Here is a 13,287-nt window from a genome sequence, read left to right as displayed (position 1 = left end):
CGCGTGGAGAGCCACGGAATATCCTGTTTCATTCGGATCAGGGTTGCCAGTACACCAGCCGGGCATTCCGGCAGATGCTCTGGCGCTACCGAATGACACTGAGTCTCAGTCGCCGTGGCAATTGCTGGGACAATGCCCCAACAGAGCGCTTCTTCAGAATCCTGAAAACGGAATGGATACCAGAGATCGGCTATCCCGATGTTGCTGCGGCGAAGCGATCTGTCACTGATTATATGATCGGTTACTACAGCAGCCTCCGGCCGCACAAGCATAACGATGGGATACCGCCGAATTTGGCAGAAAAGAACTACTGGAATGCTCAAAGCTCGGTGGCCAAAAGCACTTGACCACTACAGTGCCTGGAATATTATGAAGATCCCACTCCCGGGCTTGAGGGCATGGCAGAGCTTCATCGGATTACCGGCCTCAATCTAGCGACCAATATGGTGGTGACCGATTTTGATCAATTGCGCCGCAGCATCGAGCTAAACAGCGTACAGACGGTACTTTCTGATCATCACTACTGGGGCGGTCTGCGCGATACTCAGGTGCTGGCCCGTATTTGCGATACCTTTGGTTTAGGTATTTCCATGCACAGCAACTCGCATTTAGGCATTAGCCTGATGGCAATGACGCATGTGGCTGCTTCTATTCCCAACGTGACATATGCGTGTGATACCCACTATCCATGGGTTAATGACGATGAAGAGGTGGTGGCAGGTGGTAAGCTGCCGATAGTTGATGGCAGTGTCGCCATCGACTTCTCCAGGTCAGGTCTGGGCGTTGAACTGGATCATGAACAACTGGAAAAACTGCATCAGCAGTTCCTGGATATTGATATTCGTAGTCGTGATGATGCACGCCAGATGCGGCTCTATAAACCAGAGTGGAGCGGTGAAAGCCCTCGTTTCTGATCAATGACATCCAGGCAATAAAAGGCAGTTCACACCCACCAAATCCTCCTCCTTGAACATGCTCCGATAAAAAAGCCCCATCTCCCTTTTTATCGGGCGAGATGGGGCTTTCGACGTTAGCTTGCGGGTCTAAAGACTATACGCAATCACGTCGTCGCCGCGTTTGGCACTCTGGCGAGCGCCGCCTGCTGTTACCAGAATGTATTGCTTGCCGGTTTTCGGCGAAACATACGTCATGGGGCCGCCCTGGCTGCCTACTGGCATACGCGCTTTCCATAGCACCTTGCCAGTGCTGGAGTCGAAGGCGCGCAGGTAAAAGTCCTGGGAGCCTGCGAAGAACACCAGCCCTCCCTGGGTTGCCAGAGAGCCGCCCAGCGTCGGTAGGCCGATGGGAATGGGCAGGTGCATGGCCAGCCCGAAGGGGCCGGTATCTTCAAGGGTGCCTACGGGAACCTGCCAGGCGATCTTGCGGGTTTTCAGGTCAATTGCCGTCATGGTGCCGTAGGGCGGTGCCTGACACGGTGTGCCAAGAATGGAGGTGAAGCGGTTCTTGTCGACGGCGTAGGGCGTTCCCATCAGCGGAACGGCGCCCATGCCCGTATTCACCGATTCGCCACCGCTGGCCGCGGCTCCCCGGTTGTCGGAGGGGATCATCTTGACCCAGAGACCCAAACGCATGTCATTGACGAAGATATAGTCATTCACTGGATCGGTGGAGATACCGCCCCAGTTCATGCCGCCGAGAGAGCCGGGGAAGGCGAGTGACTTATCGGTGCCGGGGGCGGTAAACAGGCCGTCGTAGCGCATCTCCTTGAAGGATATGCGGCACATCAACTGGTCGTAAGGAGTTGCGCCCCACATATCCGACTCGGTGAGTGTCTGTGCGCCAATCTGCGGCATGCCCACCGATTTTGGCTGCGTTTTGGAATAAGGTTCATTCGGAATATCCGCGCCTTTTACCTGAACTTCTTTGACATCCGTCAGTGGTTTGCCGGTGGCGCGATCAAGTACGTAAATCTGTCCGGCCTTGGTACCAAAAATGACGGCAGGTACCTTGTTGCCTGCTTCCGTGGGGAAATCCGTTAGCGTAGGCTGCATCGGAATGTCGTAGTCCCAGAGGTCATTATGGACTGTCTGGAACACCCATTTTACGTTGCCGGAAGTCGCATCCAGTGCGGTAATCGAGGCACCAAACCGATGATCCTGCGCGGTACGTTCGACCCCGTAGAGGTCAGTGGAAGGACTGCCCATCGGCAGGAAGACGGTGTTGCTTGCGGCATCGTAGGACATGGGCGCCCAGCTATTGGGCGTACTGCGCACGTAGCTTTTGCCCTCGGCAGGAGCCTGCTTGTCATCAGGATTACCGGGGTCAAACGCCCAGCGCATTTCGCCGCTGATGACGTCAAAGCCACGAATCACGCCGCCAGGCATATCCGTATTCACGTTGTCGGCGACACGCCCACCCACTACCACCGTGGTGCCTGCCATCAGCGGCGGTGAGGTCATCTGAAGCTGAGGATCAGGAGCGTTCCCCATGCCTTCTTTCAGATTCACTTGTCCGTTGTTGCCGAAATCGGGGCAGAATTGGCCGGTATCGGCATCTACTGCGATCAAACGAGCATCAATGGTATTGGTCATCAGGCGGCGCTGGCATACCGTACCGGCGGGTACGAGATCAGCAGAACTGTTGGATGGACCAGGCTGGGCACTCTGCTGCGTGGCATCAAAATAGGCCATGCCACGGCAGCGCTGCCACACCTGGGAATGGGCATTGATATCGTTGCGCCAGATTTCCTTGCCGGAATCCGCATCAAGAGCGATCAGGTTATTGTGCGGCGTACAAATAAATACCTTGTTACCTACTTGCAGCGGCGTTAACTGATCTTCCGCGCCATTGCCATCGCTCTCGGCAACATCGCCGGTGTGATAGGTCCAGGCTGTTTTCAGCGACTTCACATTGTTCCGGTTGATCTGATCCAGCGCTGCAAAGCGGCTACCGCCCGCACTATTGCCATAATGCTGCCAGTCTTTCTGCGCATGTTCAGGATCGACTTTGGTGAGATCGGCATCATTGCCGCTGGCAGTGACCGGCGCGTGAAGGGAGAACATGCCCGCCGCGGCCCACACAAGACCGATCAACAGCAGCAGCGCGATTCCCCAGAATACCCGGCTGGCCGAGCGTCCCGCAGCCTTCGCCAGAAGCGGATAGATCAGCGTAACTACCAGCGCGATCACCCCGAACATGAAGAGCCGTGAGAGCAGCGGCCAGTAATTCCACCCGACATCGACCAGCGCCCAGATAATCGTTCCTGCATAAAAGAGGGCGTAAAGCCAGGCACCTGCACGCTTGCGCCAGGCAATAAAGAGGCCGGCGATAGTCATCACAACGCCGCCGATCAGGAAGTACCAGGAGCCTCCCAGCGTTGCCAGGCGGACACCGCCTACCGCTAAGGCGCCCCCTAATACTGCTATTGCTATCCCCACCACCATGACCACCAGGGTGGCGGTAGTGGATATCCGTTTCTGTTTATCCATTATGTGTTCCATTCACCTGTATCAGTATGTCGGGCGATAGTGCGTAACTACCCACAAAACTCTCCACAAAAGTGGGCATGTCGCAGAAAAGTCCGCAAAGAGATGCCATGACCCCGGTTGCTGCCACGATAGTCTTGTGCCGATCACGCGGTAGGGCGTTATGCCTCTTGTGTCCAGCGCAGGCCGATAGTGAGCGTGGCGAGCGCAAAAGGAAAGAGCGGCGAGAGAAGTCTACGCATCGACGGTGTTTATTCCGCTTGGATTAAGCTGGCTCGAAGCCGGCGAAGGTAACGGTGTTGCCTTTGCTGCCAATACGTTCACCCGCTTGGTGCCTGTTGCTGCGCTTTAAGCCGCGTCACAGGCCACCTATCATAGTGGCGTTACAAATTTTTACGATACAGGTGCTCTTTTAAAACACTGTTTTTTAACTTACGGGAGTATTCTGGGGTCATGTTTTTAAGAATTCGAAGGTGATTAATGAGAAAGTTCGTCTCTCGTTCAGGTGCAGTAGGTATGGCGGCAATTCTGGCTACTTGTCTTGCTGCTTGTGACAAGCAGTCCCATGACGATGGCCCTCAGTATGCCAAGGTCACTAACGTCAAGCCTGTGACGGAATCCGTGACGACGCCGCATCAGGTATGTCGTGATGTGGTGGTCAATCAGCCTGTCCATAATGGCGATCCGCACAATATCGCTGGTACTGCCATTGGTGCGGTGGCCGGTGGGGCAGTCGGGCATCTGGTGGGCGGTGGTTCCGGGCGCAAGATCGCCACGGCGGCAGGCGCTGTAGGGGGCGGTTATGCGGGTAACCGGCTGGAGCAGTCACGCCATGACGGTGCGACCGAGCAGCGTACGGTGCAGCGTTGTACCACGGAGCAGAAAAGCAGCAGCAAGGTTGTCGGCTACGACGTGACATACTCCTATAAAGGCACCACGAAGACCACGCGCATGGACCATAAGCCGGGGGATCAGGTGCAGGTAGCGGAAGGTGTCGATGTTGTTCAGTAAAGTCGTTCAGTGAAGTCGTTCAGTAAGCCCTGAATGAAGTTACCGTTTCGGTAGCGGCTGCCCGCCAATGGCGGGCCAACCGATACTTACCAGTGGAACTCGGCCACTTCACGGCGATTGCCCATCATCAGTGCATCGGCGACCAGCGTCAGCGGTCGGGCATCGACATCCAGGACGTTGCGCTTCACCAGTTCCGCGAAGTGCTGATATAGCCCCGGGTATTCGCCGGGAGAGGCGCTTCCGTCAGCGCGCTTGCCATCTATCACAAGGTGAGCGCCACCTTCCTCCAGTGTCATCACGCCTTGATCGGTCGTAATGTCGATCTGCCACAGCGGGTCACCAGTTTTTTGCCAGTCCAGTGTCACTTCAACACTACCGCCGTGGGTGCCGGAAAGCGCTCCCTTGAGCGTGGCAGCGATAGGCTGCTGGCGATTGCCGGGAATATCCAGCTGCGCTTCGGTGAAGTAAAAACCTTCCGGCAGCAGCAGGGTGGCAATCGAAAAGGCGTTGATGGCTGGGTCAAATACCCCCATGCCACCTGCTTCCCATACCCACTCCTGCTCGGGATGCCAGAAACGTACATCTTCACGCCACTCGATGGTCATCGCACGCGGCGTCTTGTCGGCCAGCCATACACGCGCGTTTTCCACCTGCTCTGCATGTCGGGAGTGCCAACTGGCAAACAGGGTGCGCTGCTGCTTTTCCGCTATTTTCCGCAGACTCTCTACTTCAGCAACCCCGCGCCCCGGCGGTTTTTCGAGCAGAACATCAAGTCCGGCTTCCAGCGCTTGAACCGCCAGTGAGTAGCGCACGGTGGGGGGCACGCACAGTGACACCGCATCGACGGCGATGCCGCTGGCAAGTAGCTCATCCATATCGTGGAAGGGGCGCGCCTGCGGGTAACGCTCAAGTATCTCCTGCTGCTCAGCAATCGACCGGCTGACCAGTGCCACCAGCTCGAAGTCGGCATTGTGCGCCAGTGCTGGCAAATGCTGGTCAATGGCGATCTTGCCGATGCCTACCAATGCTATCTTGATGCTGCTCATCTCTGCTCCTCACGAGGCCCAAAAACAGGCGTCGGATGGCTACCTTCCTCGGCGTATAACAGCGTAGCGCAAACGCCGCTCCTGTCACCGGTGGTGATGGTGCGGTGTGGTTGCGGTGATTCCGTCAATGCGGCCCCTGCTCAGACAGATGGTTCTGGGCCAGGGCGCGTACACCGGCTAGAGTAGCGTCGCGTGCGGATATGTGAGTGACCTCAATGCCACATTGCGCCAACGCAGTGGTATAGGGGGCCATTAATGTGTGTGAGCCGATCAGGTGCAGGTGGGCAGGCGTCTCCCAACAGGCGGCCATGCGCTGCACCTCTTCGCCAATCAGTACGCCGGAAATAAAGCTGGAGATGGCTTCTGGGCCAAGCCCTGCATAAAGATAGCGACTGCGGGCTTCGAACAGGGCATGCAACACCCCGCCATCGGCCGCTACACGCCGCATGCCCAACTGGAAGGCGTTGTCGTCAAAGGGCGCGTCCGGCTGCGCCGGTTCACCCGGCAAGGTGTGCTCCATCACCGCCTGATACAGCTCGCCGGTCATGGCGGTAGTAAAACGCTCCAGCTGCCCGTTTCTGATGCGCGCCCACTTGCTGTGGGTGCCCGGCAGACAGCAGTGCAGCTCGGCGGGATTGTCAGCCAGCGCCAGCGCACCAAAGAGCTGAATCTCTTCGCCACGCATCACATCGACCAGTTCTGCTTCGCCCGTGTCGATGATTTTGACGCCGGGCAGAATCCAGCCGCTGGTAAAGTTCGGCGCGGCGATCATCTGGTGGCACAGCTCATTTAGCCCGACCGGCAGTGATAATTGCGGGCTTTCGGCCCAGCCGCGTTTTGCACCGACCATACCGGCCATATAGACAGGCACCGGCTGCGCTTCGCTGCGCCAGCCCTTCAGGGCATCGGCACAGTAGTCGGGAAACTGCGCCGACTGGAGCGAACGCATGCCGTGCGGCGTGGCCCTTTCATCGACAATGGCGCCGCTGTGACGGTCGATCAGATAGGCGCGGAAGTTGCTGGTGCCCCAATCCACCACAATAAGCTGTTCGCTCATGACTCGATCTCCGTTTACCACTCGGCGGTGCTGCCATCGTCATGACGCCAGACCGGATTGTGCCAGCGTTCAGCCACTTTCGAGCGCTCTTCCACATAGGCTTCGTTGATCTCGATGCCCAGCCCCGGCCCCTGTGGAATGGTGCAGAATCCATCATTGATGGTGAGCACGGATGGGTCCACCAGATAGTCGAGGACATCGTTGCCCTTGTTGTAGTGAATGCCCATGCTCTGCTCTTGAATGAAGGCATTTTCGGCTACGGCATCCAGTTGCAGGGAAGCAGCAAGGTTGATCGGCCCCAGCGGCGCGTGGGGGGCCAGAGCCACATCGTGGCACGATGCCAGGTTGGCTACCTTGAACACCTCGGAAATACCGCCGCAATGGGAGAGGTCGGGCTGCACAATATCGACCATGCCCTCGGCCAGCAGATCGCGGAACTGATAGCGCGTGTGTAGACGCTCGCCGGTGGCAATCGGGTAGCCAAGATTGGCGGCCACATGCTTGAGGGCAGGGAGATGCTCCGGCAGCAGGGGTTCTTCGACAAACATGGGATGGAACGGCTCAAGCTCGCGCAATAGCGCCTTCGCCATGGGGCGGTGAACTCGCCCGTGGAAGTCGATGCCGATCCCCATCTCAGGCCCCACCGCCTCGCGCGCTTCCGCCACTCGTGCGACGGCAGCATCAATTTTTGCGTGGCTGTCCACGATCTGCATTTCGGCAGTGCCATTCATCTTGAACGCTGTGAAGCCGTGCTCCTTGAGCCTGGCGGCACCTCTGCCGACATCTTCAGGACGATCCCCACCGGTCCAGGCGTACATGCGCATTTTGTCGCGTACCGCGCCGCCCAAAAGCTGATGCACCGGTACACCGAGATCGCGCCCCTTGATATCCCAAAGCGCCTGGTCGATACCCGCAATTGCACTCATCAAAATCGGGCCGCCGCGATAAAAGCCTGCACGATAGAGCACGCTGAAAAGCCGCTCGATCTGGCGTGGATCTTCACCGATCAGATAGTCGCTCAATTCATGCACGGCGGCTTCAACGGTAGAGGAGCGACCTTCCACGACAGGCTCGCCCCAGCCATGGATGCCGGCATCGGTTTCAATCTTCATGAACAGCCAACGGGGCGGTACTTGCCAGGTTTTTATCCGGGTAATCTTCAATGGTATCTCCTTGTAGACGGGAAAGGCGGGGCCGTTGTTTTTGCGTGTTGACGTAGCGTTAACGGTGCAGATGCTGCCAGCGTTCTACCAATGCTTTGGCCCTTTGACCGAGGGTGTCGGCAGAGGTGCCCGGGGTATAGAGGTGGCTGCCGTAGCCAAAGCCATCAATACCGGCCTCTACCCACTCTTCCATGTTATCGAGGTTAACGCCACCGACCGCCATGACGCGGGCATCGCGGGGAAGTACCGACTTGATATCCTTGAGATAACCGGTTCCCATGCGAGCTGCGGGAAACAGCTTGACCGCCCGCGCTCCGCCCTTGAGAGCGGCAAAGGCTTCACTGGGAGTCAGGCAGCCGATCAAAGCCTGCATATCATGCGCAACCGCGGCGGCGAGTACTTCCGCATCGAAGTTGGGGGTCACGAGAAGTTTGGCGCCCATATCGGCAAGACGCTGTACCGACTCGGTATCCAGCACCGTGCCTGCACCGACTACCACCTCATCAGGAAGACGCTTGACCAGCCGCTCAATGGACGTAAACGGTTGCGGCGAGTTAAGCGGTACCTCGATCATGGCGAAGCCTGCCTCTACCAGCGCATCGGCAGCGGCATCTATTTCGTCAGGAGTGATCCCACGCAAAATGGCGACGAGAGGGCGTTCGTTCAGAGCGTTATCGAAAGCGGGGAGGGCCATGGGGAGCTTCTCCTTGTGAGCCGACAGAGAAGTGCCAGCGTTGAATGGTCAAAATGACATGTTGAAGGGCGCTGTTATGGTAACGCAACAGCGTATCAATGCCTTGGGGGAATGATGGAGACACGGTGCTTAATCTATGGAGACGCTGTCCTGCCGAACTTCCCGGCGCGTCATTTTGTAGCGATGGATGGCTTGCGCCACTTGCTTGCATTCGCCGCGTGTCCAAATGGCGGAAACGTCGATGGGGTCATGGCCACTGTCGAGACGCTTGTTCACACGCTTCATGCACAATTGGTACTGAGCCTTGGCAGCTTGGGTGTGGGCTTCATACCAGGCGGTGGTGTGGGCAGGTTCCTGAGCGATGGCGTAGGTCGTGCTGAAAAGCAGAAAGAGAAGAGCGGTGAAAACAATGGCAAGGTAATCGGTCATGGTAAGCAGCAGTATCCCTTTGTTGTTATTTATTGGTAACACGATAAGGCGGGCACGTATATCAACCGAAGGTGTAGGGAGCCGGATACCAGCAAAGCGGTGGGCCTGCCAGTAGTCGCCACTACCGGCAGCAAGGTTTGGAAAGATGGAGCATCGCCGTGGCTCAAACGCCCCGCGCAAGGAAAGGGCGGGGTGTTTGAATGGTCGTGCTCCTTGGGGCAGATTACTGGTCAGTAGCGTTGGGCCAATGATCAATCACTTGCTGACGCAGCGCCGCGGGATAGCCCTGCTCGAAAGAGGCGTGCGGCAGGCGGCCCTCGCCGATGGGTGGCTGTAGCGTATCGTAGACGATCTTGGCGCCCTTGCCTGCGGCGTATTCATCGGCGTCATAGCAATGCAGTAGCGGAATGACACGCTCTTCACTGAACACGATGCGCCGCCGTTCTGGATGCACGCGGGTGGCGATTGCCCAGACCACATCCTTCAGGCAAGTGGGGTCGATATCGTCATCGACCAGGTAGATGCGTGGAATGAAGATCAGTGAGTTGGCACGGAACACGATTTCACCGATCCGCTGGGCCAGCTCTTCGCTTGAGGTATCGGGAAGCAGCTCCCGCCAGTTGTTGGGCACTGAAACCACCAGCCAATGTACGGCAGACTCTTCGGGAATCCATGCCGCAGTAATCGGCAAACCGGCTTCACGCATCAGGGAAATGGCTTCGGCTGTCATGCCCATCGCCCACAGGGTATGGGATTCATCGGTAGGCCGTCCGGCAACCACCAGCGGCCAGATCGGCTGGTCACGATGGCTGATGACCTCGACGCTGAAGGTGGGCTGAGGCGACGATTTGGTGCCCAGGTAGCCGGAATATTCACCGTAAGGGCCTTCTTCTGCATCGCGGGTGATCGAGACATGCCCCTCGACCACCACTTCTGCTTGCGCCGGTACTTCGAGATCCACGCTTAGCGCCTTCACCACTTCGATTGGCTCGCCCCATAGTGCTCCCACGTAGTCGGCTTCATCTACTCCAGCAGGCAGCGGAATACCGGAAGCACAGGCGATGGCCGGTGCGGTGCCCTGCACCATGGCATACGGCATGGGCTGGCCCAGTTCGACCCACTGTTGCCAGATCTGACCAATGTGCTGGCTGGGCACGATCAGACCGGTCATGCGCTTGCAGTCTATCTTCATGACGCGCGCAATGGACCAGTTGATCCACTGACCATCAGGAGATTTTACGATCAAGGTGCCCCAGGTATTGGCATAGCGGCCGCCGTCGCTGTCATGGGCGAAGGGGATCGCAAAGCTGTCCAGCGTGGCATCATCGCCGCGCAGGATGTTCTGGCGGCAGGGAGCATTGTCTGCATCGACCAGGACCGGTTTCTTGCCGGGCAGGGCGCGGGTCTGGATCAGCGTGTCGATGATTTCCGGAATAGTCGCTGTTGCGGGCAGCCCCAGCGAGAGGGCAACACGCGCATAGGGCCTTGTCTTGACGTATGAGCGCCCCGCCGGAGCGCCAAGAATTCGGCAGCCCAGGGCATTGCCACGAATATTTTCCATCAACGGCGCAGGCGCGTCGGTTTCGTAGCTGCGACGAGTGATGGCACCTGGTTCGAGGTCTCCATCCACTTCGCGCGTTATTCTCTCAAGGTCGCCAATGTCATTGAGTGCGCAGAGATAGCTTCTGAGGTCCTTGAAATGCGTCATGCCATTTCCTTGCTGGTAGTGAAACGAGCAAGCCAAATGTGCTGCCTACTCGTTGGGATACAGCGCTACCTGTACGCCATCCGGAATGACGTAATCGGTCATGCGCTGCCGTGATAGATGCCAGTGGGTCAGCACGGTGCGCTCCACTTTCTCGACATCACGCTGTTCGAGCGCTTCGATAATCTCGTCGTGCTGATCCGCTGCGGTCAGCATGTCCTTGCGTACTTCATCCACCGCAGGCGAAAGATAAAAATTCTGCGCTAGCCTGGCGTGGTCGATCAGCAACCGGTTCAGACTGGCCAGCAGGTAGTCATTGCGCGACATCGTGCCAATAAAATAATGGAACTGATTGTTGTAGTAGACGCGCGAGGCGGTATCTCTGGTGTCGATGGCCTGCCGGAACAGCGCCTGTATGCGTCGCAGCTCTTCGATATCTTCAGCGGTGCCGTGCGTTGCTGCCAGCTGGGAAATTGCCACGTAGATCATCGGTGCCGCCAAAAAAAAGCTGCGCAGCGACTGATAGTTCATCGGGGCTGCTCTCGCTGCCCGGTTGGCTTCCAGCACGATATAGCCCTGTGCCGCGAGTGCTCTCATGGTTTCGCGTACTGGCGGTCGAGAGAGACCGAATTCCTGACTGAGTGAAATTTCATCGACCACTGCACCGGGCGCGATCTCCATGCTGACGATGCGTCGTTTCAGGGTTTCTTCAAGCTGTACCTTTTTGTCAGCGCGTGGTGGCGGTGAACTGTCGGTGCGTGTGTTTCGATTCGCTGTAGCACGTGATTTGTCGGTCATTGTTTGCCGTGTATCCAGGGAGATGATGTTTACGGTGCGGCATGAAGCCTGCTCCGTACCCTGCGACCCTCGCTAAGGCGCTGCCATTGTATATGGTTTGAGCCTTGTCGTTTGAATGCTCACTTCGCTTGATTGCTTCGACACACGCAAAGAGATACGACCTTGGTCTAATTGCTAATGACGCATGAAAAGTCAGACTTCACAGAAACTTTAGACATAAAGTAGACAGAAGATATATTTCCTTCTATACATTCATCAAGATCATTTACACCGCAATTTTCGTGACAGTCAGCATCTGGATAGCCAGCCGCCATGACCTGAATGGCTCCCGCGTATACCAGGCAAAGAGGTCGGCTTCGGTGGTATGGAAGCTGTCTGACTGCGCGGCATGCCGATTTCAGTGAAGGAGTGGCAGTTTCGATGGCAATTTCAAGAAGGAAATTAATAGCAGGGGCAGGAGCGGGGGTAGGTGTTGCCGCTGTCGGTGGCCTTGCGACCAACTACAGTTACGACAGCCTGCCCAGTGACCCGGAATCGTTGCAAAGGGTTGAAGCGCTGCCCTCCGACGATCCTACTCCGGGCTGGTTCCATACCAGCCAGAAGCGCACACCCAACGCGCCCCTGATCGGTGATGACAAGGCGCCCTGGGTCATTATCGGGGCGGGATTTACCGGATTAGCTGTGGCAAGGCAGCTGGCGCATAACTTCCCCGATGACCGTATCATTCTGGTGGAAGCGCAGCAGGTGGGCTTTGGTACGTCAGGGCGAAACGCAGGCTTTCTGATCGACGTGCCGCACAATATCAATGCGCCGGATTACATTGGCGATCCCGCGATTGCCCGGCAAACCCTGCATATCAACCAGATGGGGCAGCGTATTCTCCATGAGCTGGTAGAAGAACATAACATCACTGAAGCGCACCTGCGTCACTCGGGCAAGTTTCAGGCGGCCGTGGAGGATCACGGCATAGAGGTACTGAACGCCTATCATGGCGGGCTTCAGAAGCTGGGGCAGCCGTGCGAGCTGATTGCGGGAAGCGATCTGACTGATATCTTCGGCACGTCGTTTTATAAAAAGGCGCTCTACAGCCCCGGCACTATGCTGGTTCAGCCATCTGGTCTGGTGAAAGGACTGGCGGACAGCCTGCCCGAAAACGTACAGCTTTATGAAGAGACGCCGATCACGGCTGTCGATTTTGGCGACAAACCGGTGCTTCAGCACGCTTCGGGACGTATTACGGCGGACAAGCTGATTCTCGCCAACAACACCTTTGCGCCCCAGTTTGGCTTCTACCCACGCGCTATTTTGCCGACCTTCACCTATGGGAGTCTGACTCGCCCGCTGACTGAATCAGAGCAGAAAGATCTCGGTGGCAAGGAGTTCTGGGGCATTATTCCGGCTGACCCGTTTGGTAGCACCGTGCGTCGCACTCACGATAACCGGATTCTCGTGCGCAACAGCATGAGCTTTAACGCGGACGGACGCTCGAAACCTGGCTATACCCAAAAATTCCGCGAGGTGCATCGCCGCTCGTTTGAACGACGCTTCCCGCAGCTTGCCGACGTGCCCTTTGAATATACCTGGGGCGGAGGACTGGCAATGACGCGGAACGATGCCGGGGTCTTTGGTGAGTTAAGGCCCAATGTCTATGCGGCGGTGGCGCACAATGGTCTGGGGACCGTCCGTGGAACAGCCACCGGTACGTTGCTGGCTGACTTGCTGGCGGGCAAGCGTCACGAGCTGACCGAATTTTTGCTGAACTCGCCGAAGCCATCCGATAACCCGCCAGAACCGTTCCTGACAATGGGCGTTAATTTCATGTTGAGGAAGGGGGAAAACGGCGCCGGTCTGGAAGCCTGATGCCGTTTCAAAATGCCTTTGGATAAGCGTAACCGCTATCAGTGCAGCCCCTATCCTCTTGATGTGAGTGGCTTCATG

12 protein-coding genes are annotated in these 13,287 nt (G+C 57.2%); 4 read left to right on the top strand and 8 right to left on the bottom strand.

Annotated features, from left to right (window positions below):
* A partial coding sequence (locus L881_RS12775; RefSeq protein WP_034578539.1) for an integrase core domain-containing protein occupies window positions 1–347 on the top strand: 347 nt, incomplete at its 5' end.
* Window positions 348–359: 12 nt separating this feature from the next.
* Entirely contained in the window at window positions 360–914 is a 555-nt protein-coding gene (locus L881_RS12770; RefSeq protein WP_281172166.1) for an enolase C-terminal domain-like protein, read from the top strand.
* 129 nt (window positions 915–1,043) lie between these two features.
* On the opposite strand, the gene L881_RS0103670 is transcribed toward L881_RS12770, so the two are convergent.
* Window positions 1,044–3,449 carry a glucose/quinate/shikimate family membrane-bound PQQ-dependent dehydrogenase gene (locus L881_RS0103670; RefSeq protein ID WP_025732366.1) on the bottom strand — a complete coding sequence of 802 codons (2,406 nt, stop codon included), beginning with the start codon at window positions 3,447–3,449 and terminating at the stop codon, window positions 1,044–1,046.
* 477 nt (window positions 3,450–3,926) lie between these two features.
* On the opposite strand from L881_RS0103670, the gene L881_RS12765 reads away from it, so the two are divergent.
* A complete protein-coding gene (locus tag L881_RS12765) occupies window positions 3,927–4,457 on the top strand; it encodes a glycine zipper 2TM domain-containing protein (RefSeq protein ID WP_034578296.1) in 531 nt (176 codons plus the stop codon).
* An 86-nt stretch (window positions 4,458–4,543) separates the two neighbouring features.
* Here L881_RS12765 and L881_RS0103655 read toward each other — a convergent pair whose 3' ends face one another.
* From L881_RS0103655 to L881_RS0103625, 7 genes are all read right to left on the bottom strand, one after another.
* Complete coding sequence (locus tag L881_RS0103655; RefSeq protein ID WP_025732365.1) at window positions 4,544–5,503, bottom strand: Gfo/Idh/MocA family protein; 960 nt, start codon at window positions 5,501–5,503, stop codon at window positions 4,544–4,546.
* Window positions 5,504–5,627: 124 nt separating this feature from the next.
* The gene (locus tag L881_RS0103650) at window positions 5,628–6,560 is read right to left on the bottom strand and encodes a 2-dehydro-3-deoxygalactonokinase (RefSeq protein ID WP_025732364.1); all 933 of its coding nucleotides are present in this window, start codon (window positions 6,558–6,560) and stop codon (window positions 5,628–5,630) included.
* 14 nt (window positions 6,561–6,574) lie between these two features.
* Window positions 6,575–7,723 (bottom strand): galactonate dehydratase, encoded by a 1,149-nt coding sequence (gene dgoD / locus L881_RS0103645; protein WP_025732363.1) that lies wholly within the window; start codon window positions 7,721–7,723, stop codon window positions 6,575–6,577.
* 58 nt (window positions 7,724–7,781) lie between these two features.
* Window positions 7,782–8,417 carry a 2-dehydro-3-deoxy-6-phosphogalactonate aldolase gene (locus L881_RS0103640; RefSeq protein WP_025732362.1) on the bottom strand — a complete coding sequence of 212 codons (636 nt, stop codon included), beginning with the start codon at window positions 8,415–8,417 and terminating at the stop codon, window positions 7,782–7,784.
* A gap of 129 nt (window positions 8,418–8,546) precedes the next feature.
* Window positions 8,547–8,846 (bottom strand): EexN family lipoprotein, encoded by a 300-nt coding sequence (locus tag L881_RS13720; protein WP_156926486.1) that lies wholly within the window; start codon window positions 8,844–8,846, stop codon window positions 8,547–8,549.
* A 223-nt stretch (window positions 8,847–9,069) separates the two neighbouring features.
* Window positions 9,070–10,554, bottom strand: a complete 1,485-nt coding sequence (locus L881_RS0103630) for a UbiD family decarboxylase (protein WP_025732360.1) — start codon at window positions 10,552–10,554, stop codon at window positions 9,070–9,072.
* 45 nt (window positions 10,555–10,599) lie between these two features.
* Window positions 10,600–11,349 (bottom strand): GntR family transcriptional regulator, encoded by a 750-nt coding sequence (locus L881_RS0103625; protein ID WP_025732359.1) that lies wholly within the window; start codon window positions 11,347–11,349, stop codon window positions 10,600–10,602.
* A 420-nt stretch (window positions 11,350–11,769) separates the two neighbouring features.
* Here L881_RS0103625 and L881_RS0103620 point away from each other — a divergent pair, with 420 nt between their 5' ends.
* On the top strand, window positions 11,770–13,209 hold the full coding sequence (locus L881_RS0103620) for an NAD(P)/FAD-dependent oxidoreductase (protein ID WP_211238881.1): 1,440 nt from the start codon (window positions 11,770–11,772) through the stop codon (window positions 13,207–13,209).
* The last annotated feature ends 78 nt before the right edge of the window (window positions 13,210–13,287 follow it).

Origin of the sequence: Carnimonas nigrificans ATCC BAA-78 (assembly GCF_000526695.1) — a bacterium.
GTDB lineage: Bacteria > Pseudomonadota > Gammaproteobacteria > Pseudomonadales > Halomonadaceae > Carnimonas > Carnimonas nigrificans.
This window is presented reverse-complemented; position numbering and strand designations above follow the sequence as displayed.

Coding starts and splice junctions, on each gene's coding strand:
- L881_RS0103650 (WP_025732364.1), bottom strand. CDS start 6,560: ATGAGCGAACAGCTTATTGTGGTGGATTGGGGCACCAGCAACTTCCGC.
- L881_RS0103640 (WP_025732362.1), bottom strand. CDS start 8,417: ATGGCCCTCCCCGCTTTCGATAACGCTCTGAACGAACGCCCTCTCGTC.
- L881_RS0103655 (WP_025732365.1), bottom strand. CDS start 5,503: ATGAGCAGCATCAAGATAGCATTGGTAGGCATCGGCAAGATCGCCATT.
- L881_RS13720 (WP_156926486.1), bottom strand. CDS start 8,846: ATGACCGATTACCTTGCCATTGTTTTCACCGCTCTTCTCTTTCTGCTT.
- L881_RS0103620 (WP_211238881.1), top strand. CDS start 11,770: ATGGCAATTTCAAGAAGGAAATTAATAGCAGGGGCAGGAGCGGGGGTA.
- L881_RS12765 (WP_034578296.1), top strand. CDS start 3,927: ATGAGAAAGTTCGTCTCTCGTTCAGGTGCAGTAGGTATGGCGGCAATT.
- L881_RS0103630 (WP_025732360.1), bottom strand. CDS start 10,554: ATGACGCATTTCAAGGACCTCAGAAGCTATCTCTGCGCACTCAATGAC.
- L881_RS0103670 (WP_025732366.1), bottom strand. CDS start 3,449: ATGGATAAACAGAAACGGATATCCACTACCGCCACCCTGGTGGTCATG.
- L881_RS0103625 (WP_025732359.1), bottom strand. CDS start 11,349: ATGACCGACAAATCACGTGCTACAGCGAATCGAAACACACGCACCGAC.